Below are 17,602 nucleotides of genomic sequence, written 5' to 3'. Positions count from 1 at the left end.
GGCTTACTGGCTCCGACCCGCCGGGCGCTTTTTGCTTCTTTTCGCTCTTTTCGCGCTATCAATGCCCTATCTATTCACTTCCGAATCGGTTTCGGAAGGCCATCCTGATAAAGTCGCTGACCAAATTTCAGATGCCATTCTTGACGAGTACCTCCGCCAGGACCCCACCGCCAAAGTGGCCTGCGAAACCCTCGTAACGACGGACTTCGCCATGGTTGCCGGCGAAATCAAGTCCACGGCCCACGTCGATGCCGAGCCCATCATTCGCGAAACCATTCGCCGCATCGGCTACAACAAACCCGAATACCTCTTCAACGCCGACACCTGCGAAGTGATGAACCGCCTGCACGAGCAGTCGCCGGACATTAACCAGGGCGTGGAGCGGGCCAAGGACGAAGACCAGGGCGCTGGCGACCAGGGCATGATGTTCGGCTACGCTAGCCACGAAACGGCCAATTACATGCCGCTGGCCCTCGACCTCTCGCACCGCCTGCTGCAGGAGCTCGCCGCCATCCGCCGCGAAGGCCGCGAAATGACCTACCTGCGCCCCGACGCTAAGAGCCAGGTGACGATTCGCTATTCCGACGACCACCGTCCCGAAGCCATCGACACCATCGTCATCAGCACGCAGCACGACGAGTTTGATAGCTCCGAAAGCGTTATGCTGGACCGCATTAAAGCCGATGTGCTCGCCATCCTCATCCCCCGGGTGAAAGCCGGGCTGAGCGCCGACGTGCAGGCCTTGTTCACCGACCAGATTACTTACCACATCAACCCCACCGGCAAGTTCGTTATTGGGGGCCCCCACGGCGACTCCGGCCTCACCGGCCGCAAAATCATCGTGGATACCTACGGCGGCAAGGGTGCCCACGGCGGCGGCGCCTTCTCAGGCAAGGACTCCTCCAAAGTGGACCGTTCGGCGGCCTACGCAGCCCGCCACATCGCCAAAAACCTGGTAGCGGCCGGCGTGGCTGACCAGGTGCTGGTGCAGGTGGCCTATGCCATCGGCGTGGCCCAACCCGTGGGCGTGTTCGTAACTACTTACGGCACCACCAAAGCCAAAAACGCCGCGGGCAGGACCCTCACCGACGGCGAGATTGCGGAGAAAGTAAACAAGCTGTTTGACCTGCGCCCCTATGCCATCGTGCAGCGCTTCGGCCTGCAGAACCCCATCTTCGCCCAAACAGCGGCTTACGGCCACATGGGCCGCCAGCCCGGCACCGTGCAAGCCACCATGAAGGACGGCACCGTTAAGTCCTTCGAAACCTTCACCTGGGAGAAGCTCGACTACGTTCCCCAGATTAAGACTGAGTTTGCACTTAATTAGCTGTCAGGTAGCTATTAGCTTTCGTTCTGGCTTAAGCAAAAAGCCCCGCCTGACTATTCAGGCGGGGCTTTTTGTTGTGGTTGACAAAAAAGCTTACAGCTAATAGCTACAAGCTAACAGCTGATGCTAGTGGCTCAGCGTTTTTTCTTTGTGGCGGGTGATTTGGCGGCGAAGGTTTTCCGCTGCGGCATCGGCGGCGGCTTCGAACGAGGCAGCGTCTTCTTGGCTGAACAGCGTTGAGCCGGGTACCAGCAGCTTTATTTCAACGGTTTTATTATCGATTCCGTCTTTGTTATTAAGGCGCAGAATAACCTCGCCACCGGTCACTTTATCGTAAAAAGTCTCGAGCTTATTAAGGCGTTGCTGCACGAAATCAAGCAGTTTTTTGTCGGCGTCGAAGTGCACCGAATGCATCTGTACTTTCATAAAGCAGTTGATTAAGAGGTAAAAGGGTAAAGAAAACCTAAGCCCGTGGGTGGGCTTGTTCAAATACGGATTTTAGTCTATCCACGGACAGGTGCGTGTACACTTGGTGGCCGCCAGGCTGGCGTGGCCCAGTAGCTCCTTGATGGAATTGAGGTCGGCGCCTTTGCCCAGCAAATGGGTCGCAAAGGCGTGGCGCAGCGCGTGCGGATGCTGCTGCGCCCCCGACGTCGTAATCTGGCTCAGGTAGCGCTTCACCGTGCGGTACACAAACTTTTCGTACATCGGCTCGCCCTTGTCGGTGAGCAGCAACGGGCCCTCAATTGAGCCAAACTCGTGCGCCCGCCGGGCTTGGTAGTGCTCAATCACCAATTTCAGCGACGGATTCAACGGGACCAAGCGCTGCTTGTTGCCTTTGCCGGTGACCCGCACCGTGCTGGCGCCCAAGCTCACATCGTCAGCGTGAATGCCGATGAGTTCCGAAAGGCGAATGCCGGTGCCGTACAGCATCTCCAGCACCAGCTGGTCACGCTGCCCCGCAAAGTCGTCGCCGAACTCAAAAGAGTTCAAGAGGCCATTCAAAGCGTCTTCGGGCACGAACTCGGGCAGCTTCTTGGCCATTTTGGGGGCCTTGATGCGCAGCATGGGGTTGGCTTCGATGCGGCCGGCGCGGAGCAGGAACTTGTAGTAGGAGCGCAGACAGGCCACCTTGCGGTTTACGGTGCGGGGGTCCAGGTTTTGCTGCATCAGCTCCACCACCCAGCCCCGAATAAGCGGGTGCGTGGCTTGGGCTGGCTCAGCTAATTCGTAAGCCGACTTCAGGTAAGCCGCAAACTGGCCCAGGTCCGTTTGGTACGAGGTAACCGTGTGGGGACTGTAGCGCCGCTCAAAGCGCAAAAAATCGAGAAAAGCATCCATACCAACACCAAAAATGCCCGGCGGGTGGGCCGGGCATCCAATGTAGCATTTTTTTATTTTCTACCAACTTAACCGCTACCGTAGGGACGCGAAAAAACCGGCCAGCCTGCCCACAAGAGCAAACCAGCCGGTTTTAGCAATGCTAACGAGCCTGGAGGCTTCGGACTATTCGTTGGGCTGGCCGTAGGTGGCGAGCTTGTAAACAGCCTTCTGCTTCATCTTACGCTCCGTGATGCTGGGCTTCTGGAAGAAGGTGCGACGACGCAGCTCTTTCAGCACGCCGGTGCGCTCAAACTTCTTTTGAAGCGCTTCAGGGCGCGGTCAACCGATTCGTTGTCTTTGATTTGAATGATAATCATATCAGGGAATGAGGGAGATTTTCAGGAGGGGAGCCGAGTAAATCGGGCCGCAAAGATAATTAGAATTGTTAGGCTAAACAAGAAATTACCTGAGCAACTCGACTGAAGCCATGATATTTACTACTTAAGCAGCGCCCGGGCTATTACCAGTTTCTGGATTTCGCTGGTGCCTTCGCCGATGGTGCACAGCTTGGCGTCGCGGTAGTACTTCTCGGCCGGATAGTCCTTGGTGTAGCCGTAGCCGCCGAAAATCTGCACGCCTTCGTTGGCCACGCGCACGCTTACCTCCGAAGCGTAGAGCTTGGCCATGGCCGATTCCAGGTTCACGTTCAGGCCGCGGTCCTTCATGCTGGCCGCCCGGTACGTAAGCTGGCTGGCGGCTTCGATTTCGGTGGCCATATCGGCCAGCTTGAAGGCAATGCCCTGGAAGCTGCTGATGGGCTGGTTGAACTGGTGGCGCTCCTTGCTGTACTGCACGGCCGCCTCGAAAGCGCCTTGTGCAATGCCCAGGCTCAGGGCCGCGATGCTGATGCGGCCGCCGTCGAGCACCTTCAGGGACTGCACAAACCCGTCGCCCACCTTGCCGATGACGTTTTCCTTGGGCACTTTGCAATCCGTAAAAATTAGCTCCGTGGTTTCCGAAGCCCGCATGCCGAGCTTATCCTCTTTGCGGCCGGCCTCAAAGCCCGGGGTACCGCGCTCGATGATGAAGGCCGTCATGCCATGGGAGTCGCCTACTTCACCGGTGCGGGTAATCACGACAGCTACGTTGCCGGACTTGCCGTGGGTGATGAAGTTTTTGGCGCCGTTGATGATGTAATAATCGCCGCTCTCGTCGAGCACGGCCGTGGTTCGCATGTTGCCGGCGTCGGAGCCCGTGTTGGGCTCGGTCAGGCCCCAGGCGCCAATCCATTCGCCGGAAGCCAGCTTGGGCAGGTACTTCTGCTTCTGCTCCTCGGAAGCGTGCTGCAGGATGTGGCCGGTGCAAAGCGAGTTGTGCGCCGCCATGCTCAGGCCGATGCTGCCGTCAATCTTAGCCAGTTCGGCAATGGCCGTCACGTACTCCATGTACCCGAAGCCGGAGCCGCCGTACTGCTGGGGCACGAGCACGCCCATGAGGCCGAGTTCGCCTAGTTTATGAAACACGTCGATGGGAAATTCCTGGCTCTCGTCCCACTTCATCATGTTGGGCTTGATGTGCTGGGCGCCAAAGTCGCGCACCATCTGCGCAATCATGGTTTGGTTTTCGGTGGCTACGGCTTCCATGGAAGAGGGAACTGGGGTGGGATTTGAGAGAAGGTAAGGTCGAGTACAACTACAACCAAAGACAACTGGTTTCGGCCCACGAAAGTACGATTGAAGCCGTTGTAAAAGCCAACAGCACCAGGCCATGTAAAGGCCTGTACTTGAATACCCACGCCAAAATCGTTACTTTTGAGGCTTTTTGGAGAGATTTTGGCTTGTGGAGCCAGATTTTTTCATCATTTCCCGCCTGATTCCGTTTAACTGGCCTTCATGCCGATATATCTCCTTCGTCGCCTTGGGCGGCTGCTGTTGCTGGCCTTGCCCGCAATGCTTTTCTCGTCGTGTGCCACGACGAAATACTACAACCAACGCACGCTTTTTCGCCTCACCGACAAGCAGGGCCGGCAGCTGGACAGCACGAAATTGCGCATTGCCGTGAACCGGTCGGAACGCAATTATGTCATTCAACCTAATGACTTTTTGGAAGTAAGGGTGAATACCAATAAAGGCGAACGCATTCTGGACCCCAATGGGGAACTGCAGTTCGGCCAGCCCACCGGTGGGTTGCCAAGTAGAAGTAGCGCGCCTGCCGGTGCCACTTCGGGCCGTAGCACGGCTCGTGGTACTGGCCAGGGGCCTTCCACAGGTGGCTCAGAATTCCTGGTGCAAGCCGATGGCACCGTAGTACTGCCGATGGTAAACCGGATACGTGTAGGCGGCCTAACTTTATTGGAGGCCGACAGCGTGTTGGCAATCCGCTACAACGAGTATTACAAAGAGGCATTCGTCACTACCCGCGTCACCAACAACCGGGTAATTGTGCTGGGCGCGACCGGTGGCCAGGTTATTGCTCTTAATAACGACAACATGAACCTGCTGGAAGTGCTGGCCCTTGCCGGTGGCGTAGATGGTAACGGGGAGGCTCCGGACTTTACCGCAACGGAGGTAAGGCAAACAATATCCGCATTATACGTGGCGACCTTAAAAACCCTCGGGTGCAGCAAATTGATTTGTCAACCCTAGATGGTATGCGCCGGGCAAACCTGCAGGTGGAGCCCAACGATGTAATTTATGTAGAGCCCATCCGGCGCCCCGTGCTTGATGCTCTGGTGGATGCAGGTCCCATCCTAAGTATATCGTCATTATTGTTTAGCACAACCTATCTCATTATTAACCTATTTAAATAAGGTAATGTGCACCGCTAGAAGCATCTGTACAGAATTTATAGCCTAGCTGGCAATATCAAATCACAATGGCAATAAACGAAAACGCAGAGCTAGAGGAACTCATTCGCAACGCCACCGGCGGAGCGGCATCACCTCCGGAGACGCCGCTCACTAGTAGTACTGACGGAGAAGAAGAATCTGCTAGTTTGGACATCGCCACGCTCGTGTTGGTGGCACGGCGCAGTTTGCTGTGGATGCTTTTGCTTATCACCCTTGGGCTGACTGCCTCATGGTTGTATCTGCGCTATACCAAACCGGTCTACAAATCTGCTTCGCTACTAAAAATAGACGAGCGTAATGAAGGAAGCGCCCTTGGTTTGGGTGGTCAATCACCAGCAGCCGTAGTTCCAAATGGGCGGATGAAGTTAGCTGGAGAAGTGGAGCTGATTAAATCCAACATTATTTATCGTCGACTAAAAGACTCTCTTGCTCTGGATGTAAACTACTATGTCCAAGGCACAGTCTTAGAGTCAGAGCTTTATGGCACATCCCCTTTTCGCGTAAATTATACCATCACAGACCCCAGTTTATATAACCGCAAGTTTGACCTGCGGTTTACCACTTCTAACCGATTTAAATTAGAATTCATTGGGCAGGGCCGCCCACTTGGCGGAGAGTATGCGCTAGGTGAAAAGATTAAGCTGCCAGGCATTACTCTTGAAGTACTGGGAACGAAGAACTTGATTACTGATAACCAAGATGACGCCAGTTATCATTTCACTATTCAAGACGACTACACTGTTAACGCCTATCTGGACCGTAACCTGACGGTAGAGATTGTCAACCCCGAAGCCAGCACTATCCAAATCGCATTCAATGACTTCAACCCCAACAAGGCGCAAGACATTGTGAATAAGATTGATGCTGTATACCTAGAAGAGAAACTCGCCCAAAAATCTGAAAGTACGATTAGCAAGCTTCGTTTTCTGGACCAGATTCTGGACCAGAACGGTCAAAACCTGGAAAATGCTGAAGACCGGTTGCAGAACTTTGTGCAGCAGACCGGCACGTACGATAGCAAAGCTGAATTTGAAACGATAACCGACAAACTTGAGAAGTTGGAAACCGAACGGCTCAAGCTTAGCGATAACATAGCCCTTTTAGGTGAGATTGCTGACATGGCAGAACAAGGGCGTCTGACCAGAGATGAAAACCAAACGGTGGAGGACAGCATGCCCGCCTTGGCAGGGATTGAAGACCCGCAACTAGGTCAAGAACTCAACCAGTTGAATACGCTTCAATGGCAACTGCGCCGAGTGTCACGCTCTTATAATGAAGGAACGGAAGCTGTTCAGAGCATCCGGGATAATATTGCTTTCACGCGGACTTCGCTGAAGCGCTTACTCCAACAAAATCAAAAATTGCTACGCAAGGAGCTTGGGCGTTTAGACCAGCAGCGGGGCAAGCTTAATGCTGCGCTACAAATTTTACCCGCCAAAAGCACGCAACTGGAGCGTTTAAAGCGCCCGTTGGATTTGTATGCCAGTTCGTACTTGCAGTTGATGGACCGGAAGGTTCAATTCAACATCGAAAAGGCTGGTGCTACCGCCGACTTCAAGATACTTTCCCCTGCGTCCCCTCCTTCGGCCCCCATTTCTCCTAATCGCCTGATAGTTTATGCCATTGGCTTGGCCGGCGGACTATTAATGGGCCTTGGGCTGATAGCGGTGCGTTACTTTATGCACAATACTGTCACAAATGTGCGGGAATTGGAACGTAGAACAAAGGCGTCGGTATTGGGCATCATCCCTACCTACGACAAGGAGAAGATGGAGGTATCGCGGCTGGTGGTGGACAAAAACCCCAAATCAGCCATTTCTGAATCCATTCGCTCCATTCGAACTAACCTCGACTTTATTAGCTCCGCGAAGAAAAAGCGGATGATTTCCGTGACGTCTACCATTTCGGGGAAGGCAAAACGTTTGTAACGGTTAACCTCGGCGGTATTATCGCCTTATCGGGACAGCGCGTTATCATTCTTGACCTGGACATGCGCAAACCCAAGGTCAATCTGGCCTTTGGTGCCGAGAATGTGAAAGGAGTGAGTACCATTCTCATTGAGCGGCACAGCATTCAGGAGTGTATTCAGCCCACTTCCATTGAGTCGATGCAGTTCATTTCGGCGGGCCCTACCCCACCGAACCCCTCTGAATTGATTCTGAGCGACAAATTTGACCAGATGATTCAGGAGTTGTATCAATCTTATGATGTGATTCTGATTGACACGCCGCCTGTTGGCCTGGTGACCGACGGCATCCTGATTATGCGCAAGGCGGATATTCCACTGTACATTGTGCGGGCCGACTATTCACGCAAGGCCTTCATTAAGAACATGAACCGACTCATGCGCAGCAACAACCTTACGCGCATGTGTACCATTCTCAACGATGCCGGCTCGCGCGGCGCTGGGTATGGCTACGGCTACGGCTATGGTTACGGCTATGGATATGGTGGCTACGGCCAGGGGTATTACGAAGAGCCCGAGACCAAGCCGCTCACTTTCGGCGAAAAGGTGAAGAAGTTCTTCACCTAACTTACCTTCCAGATGGCTGCATTTCTGCAACGGCTTTTTGGAGGTAAGCCGGCAGCCCAAGCCGCTATGCCCAGCTTAGCCGGCTTGGGCGCCGATATGCACTCGCATGTGCTCCCTGGGCTGGACGATGGGGCTGAAACAGTGGAGCATTCCCTGGACCTTCTGCGGGCATTGCGGAACATGGGCTTCCGGAAGCTGATAATGACGCCCCATATCATGGGCGACTTTTATAAGAATACCCCGGAAAGCATTCGCGAGTCCCTGCAGCAGCTTCGAGAGAGCGCAGTCAAAGCGGGCTTGGGCGATATGGCCCTGGAGTGTGCAGCCGAGTATTACCTGGATGAGTTTCTGGGCCGGAAGCTGGCCGATGGCACCGAAATGCTCACGTTCGGGGGCGATAAGCGCTATTTGCTCTTCGAGACTTCGTACATGAACGAGCCGCTCAACCTGTTTGAAATCATCTTTGAGCTGAACGCCCAGGGCTACACCCCGGTCCTGGCCCACCCGGAGCGGTACACCTACTTGTACGGGCGTTTGGCCGATATTGAGCGGATGCGCCGCGACTTCGGAGTGCTGCTTCAGGTGAATCTGAACTCGCTGGCGGGCTACTACTCGCCAGCCGCCAAGAAAGTAGCGGAACAATTAATCGATGCGGGGCTGGTTGATTTTGTGGGCACCGACACGCACCACCTGCGCCATACCGAAACGTTGTTGCGCCGGGCATTGCCCCAGCCCTATATGGAAAAGCTGCTGCAACTGCCCCTTCTGAACAATACGCTTTGATGTTTCTTGTTACTTTTCGTTGCCGTCTGGCTCAATTCCCAAAGTAGATTGAGCAACGCGCAACCTGCAGCCTGAACCCAGGCTCATGATTTTTGTTACCGGGGGCACTGGCCTCATCGGCTCTTTTCTGTTGCAGGCGCTGCGGGCCCGGGGGCTGGCGGTGCGGGCGCTGCATAGAGGCGAAATCCCTAACAGCGCGGCAGACGGCGTAGAATGGCTGGCGGGCGACCTACTTGATACCGACTTACTGCGCGCCGCCCTCACCCCCGACGTCACGCACGTGTTTCACTGCGCCGGGCTGGTTTCGTATGCCCCGCAAGACGAAGACCTGCTGCTCAACGTGAACGTGCAAGGCACGGCCGCCGTGGTCGATGCCTGCCTGGAGCGGCCGGGTATTCGGCTGGCGCACGTATCGTCGGTGGCCGCCCTGGGAGGCCCAGCCGCCGGAGCCACCGCCCGGGCGGATGGCGCGCTGCCGGTGACCGAAACGAGTACGTGGGACCTGGGCGCCGCCCACCCCGCCTATGCGACCTCTAAGTACTTGGGCGAGCTGGAAGTGTGGCGCGGAGTAGCCGAAGGCTTGTCGGCGGTAATTGTCAATCCGTCGGTGGTGCTGGGGCCGGGCGACTGGCACCGCAGCAGCACCCGCCTGCTGCGCTACGCCCACCAGCAGCACCGCTTCTATACCCGCGGGCTGGTCAACTTTGTGGACGTGCGCGACGTGGTGGACCACCTGATGGCGCTGGCGCTCGACCAGCCCTCCCTCCAGGGCGAACGGTACATTTTGAGCGCCGAAGCCCTGCCGCTGGCCGACTTTTTCCGGCAAGCAGCTACGGCCATGCAACGGCGCCCGCCCACGGTAGCGGTTCCCGGCTGGGCCGCCGAGGTTATCTGGCGTCTGGAGCACGCCCGGGCCGTCCTCACAGGGGCCCGGCCGCTTATCACCAAAGACACGGCCCGCGCCGGCCGGCGACCCGTGGTATATCCGCACGCTAAAGTACAAAGCGCTACCGGCCTCGGATTCCGGCCGTTAGCGGAAACGCTGGCTTGGTGCGCGAAGGAATTAGCGGTGAACCCGACGCCCTCCGCGGCCGTTACCGTAACTTAGCAACAACCGAATTGCACGGTTTTGGCTAACTTTTGTTATTATTGAGAGAGAACTGATAAAGTGGAGTGGAATGGCCTTCTCGAGCGGCCTGGCAACAAGAACCAGCCGGCGAATGGCCACATCACAAAACCAGATTAATCCACTTACTTAACTGCGATTATATGCGCATGAACGAACATTTTGAAAACCATCGGGCTGTGTTGGATGTCGTGCGCCGTTTTGAACGCATGGTGGACCAGCAGGAGCCTGTGTTCTTCGACTTAGAGGATTTCGAAAATATTATTGACCACTACGTCACCAATGCCGAGTTTGACAAAGCCCTGCAGGCCTGTGAAGCGGCGTTGAGCCAGTACCCCTTCTCGACCGAGCTGCTCATTGACCGCGCCCAGGTAACCGCCATGCGCGGGGACTACACCGAGGCCGAGCGCCAGATTGACGAGGTAGCAGCGCTGGACCCCACCAACGCCGACGTTGCCGTGACCCGGGGCATCATCAGCACGCAGCGGGGCGAGTTTGCTCAAGCGGTTGAGTTTTTCCGGGCCGGACTGGAGCAGGAACCCGAACGGGAGGACATTCACTTCAACCTCGGCCTGGCCTTCCAGAGCTGGCAGAAATTCAAGAGCGCGGCCAAGCACTACAAGCAAAGCCTGCGGCTCAACCCCGACAACGAAACCGGCGTGCAGGAGCTCCTGCACTGCCTGGACATCAGCGGGCGGCTGGAAGAGCACGAGGACTTCTTCAAGGGCTTCACCGACGACGACCCGTACTCCGCTACCGCGTGGTACAACCTGGGCCAGTATTGGTACCGCCGCGAGGACTTTGTGAAGGCTGCGGAGGCGTTTGACTATGCAGTGGTCATCAGCCCCGATTTCCACGATGCCCACCACTGGCTGGCCGATACCTTCGTGTGCCAGCAGGAATACCAAAAGGCCATTCCGGAATTTGAGTTGGCGTACCCCGCCGGCGAGCCCACCGATGAGGCTTTGTGCAACATTGGCGAGTGCTACGAGAAGCTGCGCGACTGGGAGCCAGCCCGCAAGTACTATCGCCAGGCCCTGGAGATAAACCCCGAAATGGACGAAGCCTGGTTTGGCCAGGGCGTGCTGCTGCAAGAGCAGGGGCGCTGGTTTGAGGCCATTCATTACTTCCGGAAGGCCACCGAGCTCTACGCCGAGAGCGGCGAGTACTGGTCGGCTCTGGGAGCGGCCGAAAACCAGGTGGGCAACGTGGTCAGTGCCCTCGAGTCGTATGAAAAAGCGACCGAGGTAGCGCCCGACGACGTGCAGGGCTGGGTGAGCTGGAGCGCTATTCTCTACGAGCAAGGCCACTTTGCTGAAGCCGTTGACCTGGTGCGCCACGCCGTGAACCTGCACCCGCACGAGGCGCATTTTCATTACATGCTGTGCGCTTACCTGCTAGCCGACGGCCGCATGCGCGAAGCCTATACGACGCTGGAAACGGCTCTTACGCTCAACTACGAGCAGCACGTGCTGCTCTTCGACTACTTCCCCGCCCTGCGCGAACAGCCCGGCCTGAAGAAGCTTATTGAGCAGTTTCGGAAATAACATTTACTGTTGAAGCTACTTTTGTAACCGCCCATCATCCGATGGGCGGTTTTTCTTTGCCGGTGCCACCCCATTTGCTGCCGGTAAGGTTCCCCTCACCATCCCATCACAACCTTTATTGATGAATTACGACCTTTCCCAACTGCCCGAGCGCACGCCGAAGCCCCGCGAACAAGGCTATACCATGGTCATGGACAAGGGCATGAGCCTGCGCGAAGTGGAAGACTTCCTGGAAGTGGCTGCTGCTTACACCGATGTTGTAAAATTGGGCTGGGCCACGTCTTACGTGGTGCCCAACCTAAAGCGCAAGCTCGAAATCTATCGGGCAGCCAATATTCCCGTGTACTTCGGGGGCACGCTGTTTGAGGCCTTCATCATCCGCAACCAGTTCGACGATTACCGCCGCCTGTTAGACACCATGGGCATGGAATACGCCGAAGTATCCGACGGCAGCATCGACCTCGACCACGACCGAAAATGCGAGTACATCCGTGAGTTGAGCAAGGCCGTGCGGGTGCTGAGTGAAGTGGGCTCGAAAGACGCCGAGAAAATCATTCCGCCCTACAAGTGGATTTCGCAGATGGAAACAGAGCTAGCCGCCGGCGCCATTAAGGTCATTGGCGAGGCCCGCGAGGGCGGCAACGTGGGCTTGTTCCGCAGCACCGGCGAGGTGCGCTCGGGCCTGGTGGAAGAAATCCTGACCAAGATTCCTTCTGAGAAGATTCTGTGGGAAGCTCCGCAGAAGGCCCAGCAAGTGTGGTTTATTAAGCTGCTTGGCGCCAATGTTAACCTGGGCAACATTGCCCCCAACGAAGTGGTGAGCCTCGAAACCATCCGCCTGGGCTTGCGCGGTGACACTTTCTCGCATTTCCTCGACATGGACGCCGTGGACCCCATGTTCCGCCCCGCGGCCAAGACGGGCAAGCCCGGCACCTCCATGCCGCGCGGCTAAACGTCTCCCCTCACTCAGAACGGGCTTTTAGCAGCCCAAAGTATTAGGAACAAAAACGCCGGCCCCCTTGCGGAGACCGGCGTTTTTGTTGCCGTGAGTCGTTAGCTTATTGCTTCACCACTTTCAGGTTCTTTACCTCACCTGTAGGCAGCGTAAAGTTTACGATGTAGATGCCCGCTTTCAGGTCAGTTAAACCCTTCACGGATAAGTCCGTGAGGCCTGCTGCTAATTCGACAGCTTCCTGGCGAATCGTGCGGCCCGTCATATCGCTGATACGCAACTGGCCTTTGCCACCGGTAGCCGATGTGAATGCCAGATGCAATGATTCAGCACCATTGAACGGGTTCGGGTAAGCTACCAAACCAGCGCTAATGGCTTTACCATCAAAGCTCACGACAACAGGGGCGAAATAAGCGTCTTTGCCGTCGAGGTCAATCTGACGCAAGCGGTAGTAGCGCTTGCCAGCTTTATTACGCTCGGTATCGAGGTAGCTGTACGATTTAGCGGAGCTGCTGTTAGCCGAAGCGCTGGCTACCGAAGCCAAGGTGCGGAAGTCGGTACCGTTCGTTGAAACCTGTACTTCAAACCCTTTGCTGTTTGTCTCCAACGCGGTCTGCCAAGTAACCAGGACATCGGCGCCCATGCGCTTAGCATCAAACTTCGTCAGCGTAACGGGCAAGGGATTCTTTTTGTCGCCTAGCGTGAGTGTAAATCGGGTCAAGCTTGGCAAATCGAGACGGGTAACTATGTTTTTATCAGCATCAAGTGTGCCGAATACGGGCGCGTAAGGAGGACCGTTGGACCGGGACCGGAACATGGTCAGGTTTTCTTCAGGAATTCCATTTAACTCGCTAACGGAGTCCAAATAGTGAAACACAACAGAAAGCATTGCCGCACTAAAGCTTGGATTTTCACTATCCAAAGCATTGTCGATTAAATACTGACGCTTGATAGGCTTTGCAATCCTGCCTGTAGGTGAAGTAGGGCTTTGGAGCGGGTCATCAACGATGCGAAAAATATAGATATTTGGTACGGATGTGTAATTAGCGGTAATATCTAGCCCAATGTTTCCGAAAGGTTCCTTTATGCCATTGGTTAATTTATGTTCAGCGCGAAGTACACCTCTCACATAGGAAACATTAGTTTCCCCGTAACCAGGCTCCTGATTAATGACTCCATCAGCACCCAAATCAATGAGCGTCTGTAATGTAGTATCGAATACAACTGGCACAAAAAGATTTGTCGCGCCCGACTGATCTTCAAAAGCTGATTGAACTATTACTCCGTTGGCAGGGCTAGTTGGTTGGAAAGATAAAGTATTGCTCGGCGCGAGGGTTCCAGTCACAGATTTAATTCCCGAGCCAGCAACTATCACATCTGGGACTCCCAAACGACCTGTAATAATCTGGCCCGCTCCCGCAAGTACCAAGGTAGAATTCTTGCTGGCATCCCTTACACCGGGTGCACGGGTCACCGTTCCTCTTAGTCCACCAGCGTTCTGACGTATGTTGCCATAAACCGTGAGCGTAGCCTGCTCGATGGTCACTTCCCCCTCGCCGAGTTGCTTTGACCTTGCAGAGTGAGATTTTTGACCGCATAGTTATACGTTGGATTATCCAGAATCGGATAGACCCTAAAATTGATAGAATCCCTCGCTGGAATCAATGCATCTGAAGATGCTTGCGGTACACCGTTGCTCCAGTTACCGGGATTTGTCCAGTCGGTGCTACCACTGCCGACCCCAGCCTGATGCGACCGGCTGACCAGCTATAACACCAGTGCTAATCCACATAGAAGTTCCCCCAGACGGGGTAACCAAAGGAGTTAGAACTTTAAATGTAGCTCGATATCCAATATTAACTGCCCCAGGGTCAATTATTTGATAAGGTTCATCAACATTAGCTATATTTTTAGTATAGGTACTTTGGTAAAAAATTTCTACTACATATGTTCCTCCACCCAGCACGGCAGGGTGATGAAGCAAATCAATAGCTACGTTACTTACACCAAAAGTTACATCATTAGAGTTATTATCAGCAGATAACAAATCGAATGTAATTTTGGATAAATTCGCCGGTGGAGTAGTACCACTTAGGTAAACCCGATATAGAAGCAACGATTCCGTAAATGGCTTCGAAGATGAAGTGCTAAGGTTAGCAGAAGCTGCTGTGATAGTTAGGCTACCTGTAGCCTGATCGAATAGAGAGCCGTTCCCCAGAATTGCCCCATTGAAAAGCGGATTATAGGGAGCTTTATCGCGCGAACCATCATATTTTGTAGAAGTAGCAATTCCGCCGCTTGGCGAAGCACTGATAGTAATATTATCAGAATTATACGATTGAGCCTCCGCCGTGAGCGATGCGCCCAAACCGACAAACAAGGCTAAAAGTGAAATAAGGGAGGCTAAGAAGCCGCGCTGTCGTAACAGCTTTTGAGTAAAAATCGAAGTGTTCATGAATTTGGTGGTGAAATGTAAAAAAGAAGGAAACGGATTGTACCCGTAGCATAATGAGGCGCATATACGGATGAGTAAAAAAAGGTGCTACATATGATTAAAAATCAAAGTAAATATCTGTATAATACAAACAAAGAAGGTTGCATTCCTTATGTCTAAGTGGGTTACAATGGGTCTTTTGCTCGATGAGTGAGTGAAAAAACTCGACTAACTAGCCACAATCAAAATAAAGCTATATCAGCGCGTTATGGCTGATATTTTCGAGCATCTTCAGTTCGTTTAAGCCCTGCCTATTGCTCGACAATGACTTGTCTTTACTATAGCATGCTTAGGTGGAAACGGAGCACTCACAGCAAGCTGAGCAGCAGGTATACATTGGCGGAAGCATACAAGCCCACCAACACGCTTAAGCAACGAGAAAGCTGCATAGGCCCGGGAGTGCCCTAAGGCCCGCCACCAGTCCCCGCTCCGATACACAATCATCTTATAAGTATATTTTCAGTCATGCCTTCATGCAGCCCTGTTATGGAAACTTAATCGTTGAGGTTGGGATAAACTAAGCGAGACGTTAGATTAGATAAAAGGCAAAAAAAGACCCGCAATCAGCGGCGCGGGCTCCATCACAGGTCGTGCCAATTTCAACTACTCATTACTATAATTCAGAAGGCAAATGGCTGCATAGTGGGCATGAATAGGCCTGTGGCCTGATACTGACCAGTTTTCTGGAACCCGTATAAAGTGTAGAAAAAGGTGAAAAGAGCTAGGCCGCTTTCAGCATTAGCTGAACGGGCAGCAAAAGTACAGGGATTGTCGCCACCGTCCTAGCCTCCTATAATTGTATTATGTGACTAATAATGACATCAGCATCGGACGGACAACCACAAGTATTAAAGCAGTGTTGGGCAAGCTGCCCCACCTAGGAATGGGATGTCGGGGCGGCTACTTCAGCTTCGGGCGTTTTCTTTGTGGCTCAACTACGCCCGGCATGGAACTCATCAAGCATTTCTTCGACATCATTCTCCACCTCGACGTGCACCTCAAGCTGCTGGTGCACGACTACGGCAACCTGATTTACCTCATCCTGTTTCTCATCATCTTCACCGAAACCGGCGTGATTGTGTTTCCCTTCCTGCCCGGCGATTCGCTGCTGTTTGTGGCCGGCACGCTGGCCGCCCAGCCCAACCCTGAAACGGGAGCGCCCCTGTTGAATGTATTGATTCTGATTCCGCTGCTGATAGCGGCGGCTTTCATTGGCGACAACCTCAACTACTTTGTGGGCGATTACCTGGGGCCGCGGGTGTTTCGCGAGAACTACAAGTTTTTGAACCGCAAGTACCTCGACCAGACCCAGGAGTTCTATGCCAAGCACGGCGGCAAGACCATCATCATGGCGCGCTTTGTGCCCATTGTGCGCACGTTTGCCCCGTTTGTGGCGGGCGTGGGTACCATGACCTACCGCTACTTTGCCTCCTACAGCATTGCCGGGGCCGCGTTCTGGGTGATTTCGCTGACCCTGGCGGGCTACTTTTTGGAAACATCGCCTGGGTCCAGAAAAACTTCACCCTGGTAATCTACGGCATCATTCTGGTGTCGATACTGCCGCCTCTGTGGTCGTTTCTGAAAGACAAATTCAGCTCGCGCACGGCCCCTCAGGCGCAGTAAGCCCGAGTGGAGCAGGCAGCGGGCCCGGCGCCGGCCCAAGCTTAGCAACGGCCCCTCTTAGCTTTCGCAAAACAGCCCAATCGCGGCTATTGGCTTAGCTACCTGCCCTGGGCCTCGCAATAGCCAAATGACTCCGGCAAAATTGTAATTTCTGAATAAGGCCGCCCTAGCACGCAATTGGCTGGGGCGGTTTTATTGTGTTATTTTGGGCCTGTTTCCTTCTTCAACATTGCAATAGCATGCGTCAGTTTGGGCTTATTGGCCGCACCCTTCGTCATTCGTTTTCGCAGATGTACTTCACGCAGAAGTTCGAATCCCTGGGTTTGCACGAGCACCAATACGACTTGTTTGAATTGGCCACCATTGGCGAGCTTCCGGGGCTGGTGGCAGCCCACCCCGACCTAGTGGGCCTGAACGTGACCGTGCCCTATAAAGAATCGGTGGTGCCTTACCTCGACGAGCCTGGCGTCTTCGGCCAGCCGGGTGGGTGCCGTGAACGTGATAGCGCGCACCCCCGAGGGCCGCCTGGTGGGCCACAACACCGACTACCTGGGCTTCCGGAATTCGCTGAAAACCTTCTTTCCGCACCGCGGCGAAGAGATGCGGGCCCTAGTGCTCGGCGCAGGCGGCGCAGCCAAGGCCGTGGAAGTGGCCCTGCAGGAGCTGGGCATTGCGCACTGGAACGTGACCCGCAACCCGCTGGGGCCGGGGTTGACCTACGACGACCTCACGCCCCAGATTATCGCGGCCCACCCGCTTATTGTGAATGCTACCCCCGTGGGCACATTTCCCGACACCGACGAATGCCCGCGCCTTCCCTACGAGGCCCTCACCGAGCAACACTACCTCTACGACCTGGTGTACAACCCCACCGAAACGCTGTTTATGGCCAAAGGCAAGGAGGCCGGCGCGCAGGTGAAAAACGGATTTGAGATGCTGTGCCTGCAAGCGGAAGCGGCCTGGGACATCTGGAACCGGAAATAAGGGAGGTGCTGCGCGCGTTGCCAAGGTGCTTTTTCGGTGATAACTTCCTGGTCCCGGCAAGT

At 54.6% G+C, this 17,602-nt stretch carries 15 protein-coding genes and 2 pseudogenes; 11 read left to right on the top strand and 6 right to left on the bottom strand.

All coding sequences use genetic code 11. The annotated features are described in order from the left end of the window. Window positions 1-61: 61 nt before the first annotated feature. Window positions 62-1,327, top strand: a complete 1,266-nt coding sequence (gene metK / locus ACFQT0_RS05875) for a methionine adenosyltransferase (RefSeq protein WP_380201174.1) — start codon at window positions 62-64, stop codon at window positions 1,325-1,327. A gap of 126 nt (window positions 1,328-1,453) precedes the next feature. Here metK and hpf read toward each other — a convergent pair whose 3' ends face one another. The 4 genes and pseudogenes from hpf to ACFQT0_RS05855 form a co-directional block, all read right to left on the bottom strand. After that, on the bottom strand, window positions 1,454-1,753 hold the full coding sequence (gene hpf, locus ACFQT0_RS05870; RefSeq protein ID WP_380205922.1) for a ribosome hibernation-promoting factor, HPF/YfiA family: 300 nt from the start codon (window positions 1,751-1,753) through the stop codon (window positions 1,454-1,456). 72 nt (window positions 1,754-1,825) lie between these two features. Next, window positions 1,826-2,668 carry a tyrosine-type recombinase/integrase gene (locus ACFQT0_RS05865; protein WP_380201172.1) on the bottom strand — a complete coding sequence of 281 codons (843 nt, stop codon included), beginning with the start codon at window positions 2,666-2,668 and terminating at the stop codon, window positions 1,826-1,828. A gap of 165 nt (window positions 2,669-2,833) precedes the next feature. Next, window positions 2,834-3,027: pseudogene (rpsU, locus tag ACFQT0_RS05860) on the bottom strand (30S ribosomal protein S21). 120 nt (window positions 3,028-3,147) lie between these two features. Next, entirely contained in the window at window positions 3,148-4,293 is a 1,146-nt protein-coding gene (locus ACFQT0_RS05855; protein WP_380201170.1) for an acyl-CoA dehydrogenase family protein, read from the bottom strand. A 288-nt stretch (window positions 4,294-4,581) separates the two neighbouring features. On the opposite strand from ACFQT0_RS05855, the gene ACFQT0_RS05850 reads away from it, so the two are divergent. The 7 genes from ACFQT0_RS05850 to ACFQT0_RS05820 all read left to right on the top strand — a co-directional run bounded on the left by ACFQT0_RS05850 (window position 4,582) and on the right by ACFQT0_RS05820 (window position 12,439). Beyond that, window positions 4,582-5,295 carry a polysaccharide biosynthesis/export family protein gene (locus tag ACFQT0_RS05850; RefSeq protein WP_380201168.1) on the top strand — a complete coding sequence of 238 codons (714 nt, stop codon included), beginning with the start codon at window positions 4,582-4,584 and terminating at the stop codon, window positions 5,293-5,295. Window positions 5,296-5,524: 229 nt separating this feature from the next. Beyond that, the gene (locus tag ACFQT0_RS05845) at window positions 5,525-7,426 is read left to right on the top strand and encodes a GumC family protein (protein WP_380201166.1); all 1,902 of its coding nucleotides are present in this window, start codon (window positions 5,525-5,527) and stop codon (window positions 7,424-7,426) included. Window positions 7,427-7,443: 17 nt separating this feature from the next. Further along, the gene (locus tag ACFQT0_RS05840; protein WP_380205921.1) at window positions 7,444-8,031 is read left to right on the top strand and encodes a tyrosine-protein kinase family protein; all 588 of its coding nucleotides are present in this window, start codon (window positions 7,444-7,446) and stop codon (window positions 8,029-8,031) included. Between the two features lie 66 nt (window positions 8,032-8,097). Beyond that, window positions 8,098-8,814 (top strand): tyrosine-protein phosphatase, encoded by a 717-nt coding sequence (locus tag ACFQT0_RS05835; RefSeq protein WP_380201164.1) that lies wholly within the window; start codon window positions 8,098-8,100, stop codon window positions 8,812-8,814. Between the two features lie 85 nt (window positions 8,815-8,899). After that, a complete protein-coding gene (locus tag ACFQT0_RS05830) occupies window positions 8,900-9,922 on the top strand; it encodes an NAD-dependent epimerase/dehydratase family protein (protein ID WP_380201162.1) in 1,023 nt (340 codons plus the stop codon). 209 nt (window positions 9,923-10,131) lie between these two features. Then, window positions 10,132-11,487 carry a tetratricopeptide repeat protein gene (locus ACFQT0_RS05825; protein WP_380201160.1) on the top strand — a complete coding sequence of 452 codons (1,356 nt, stop codon included), beginning with the start codon at window positions 10,132-10,134 and terminating at the stop codon, window positions 11,485-11,487. Between the two features lie 121 nt (window positions 11,488-11,608). Beyond that, window positions 11,609-12,439: a phosphosulfolactate synthase gene (locus tag ACFQT0_RS05820; protein ID WP_380201158.1), complete on the top strand. Its 831-nt coding sequence runs from the start codon at window positions 11,609-11,611 to the stop codon at window positions 12,437-12,439. A gap of 106 nt (window positions 12,440-12,545) precedes the next feature. On the opposite strand, the gene ACFQT0_RS05815 is transcribed toward ACFQT0_RS05820, so the two are convergent. Together ACFQT0_RS05815 and ACFQT0_RS05810 are read right to left on the bottom strand one after the other, a co-directional pair. Further along, entirely contained in the window at window positions 12,546-13,985 is a 1,440-nt protein-coding gene (locus ACFQT0_RS05815; RefSeq protein ID WP_380201156.1) for a T9SS type A sorting domain-containing protein, read from the bottom strand. 180 nt (window positions 13,986-14,165) lie between these two features. Next, window positions 14,166-14,894, bottom strand: a complete 729-nt coding sequence (locus ACFQT0_RS05810; protein ID WP_380201154.1) for a hypothetical protein — start codon at window positions 14,892-14,894, stop codon at window positions 14,166-14,168. 844 nt (window positions 14,895-15,738) lie between these two features. Between ACFQT0_RS05810 and ACFQT0_RS05805 the strand changes: the two genes are divergently transcribed. The 3 genes and pseudogenes from ACFQT0_RS05805 to ACFQT0_RS05795 all read left to right on the top strand — a co-directional run bounded on the left by ACFQT0_RS05805 (window position 15,739) and on the right by ACFQT0_RS05795 (window position 17,540). Beyond that, complete coding sequence (locus tag ACFQT0_RS05805; protein WP_380201152.1) at window positions 15,739-16,464, top strand: VTT domain-containing protein; 726 nt, start codon at window positions 15,739-15,741, stop codon at window positions 16,462-16,464. A gap of 331 nt (window positions 16,465-16,795) precedes the next feature. Then, window positions 16,796-16,957 (top strand): annotated as a pseudogene (gene aroE / locus ACFQT0_RS05800) (shikimate dehydrogenase); the annotation flags it as partial. Between the two features lie 82 nt (window positions 16,958-17,039). Then, on the top strand, window positions 17,040-17,540 hold the full coding sequence (locus ACFQT0_RS05795) for a shikimate dehydrogenase family protein (RefSeq protein WP_380206155.1): 501 nt from the start codon (window positions 17,040-17,042) through the stop codon (window positions 17,538-17,540). Window positions 17,541-17,602: the final 62 nt, after the last annotated feature.

Origin of the sequence: Hymenobacter humi (genome assembly GCF_042665855.1) — a bacterium.
Lineage (GTDB): Bacteria > Bacteroidota > Bacteroidia > Cytophagales > Hymenobacteraceae > Hymenobacter > Hymenobacter humi.
Note: the sequence above shows the minus strand (reverse complement) of the source record. Positions and strands in the feature narration are given on the sequence as shown.

Coding starts and splice junctions, on each gene's coding strand:
- hpf (WP_380205922.1), bottom strand. CDS start 1,753: ATGAAAGTACAGATGCATTCGGTGCACTTCGACGCCGACAAAAAACTG.
- ACFQT0_RS05845 (WP_380201166.1), top strand. CDS start 5,525: ATGGCAATAAACGAAAACGCAGAGCTAGAGGAACTCATTCGCAACGCC.
- ACFQT0_RS05810 (WP_380201154.1), bottom strand. CDS start 14,894: ATGAACACTTCGATTTTTACTCAAAAGCTGTTACGACAGCGCGGCTTC.
- ACFQT0_RS05820 (WP_380201158.1), top strand. CDS start 11,609: ATGAATTACGACCTTTCCCAACTGCCCGAGCGCACGCCGAAGCCCCGC.
- ACFQT0_RS05855 (WP_380201170.1), bottom strand. CDS start 4,293: ATGGAAGCCGTAGCCACCGAAAACCAAACCATGATTGCGCAGATGGTG.
- ACFQT0_RS05830 (WP_380201162.1), top strand. CDS start 8,900: ATGATTTTTGTTACCGGGGGCACTGGCCTCATCGGCTCTTTTCTGTTG.
- metK (WP_380201174.1), top strand. CDS start 62: ATGCCCTATCTATTCACTTCCGAATCGGTTTCGGAAGGCCATCCTGAT.
- ACFQT0_RS05865 (WP_380201172.1), bottom strand. CDS start 2,668: ATGGATGCTTTTCTCGATTTTTTGCGCTTTGAGCGGCGCTACAGTCCC.
- ACFQT0_RS05835 (WP_380201164.1), top strand. CDS start 8,098: ATGCCCAGCTTAGCCGGCTTGGGCGCCGATATGCACTCGCATGTGCTC.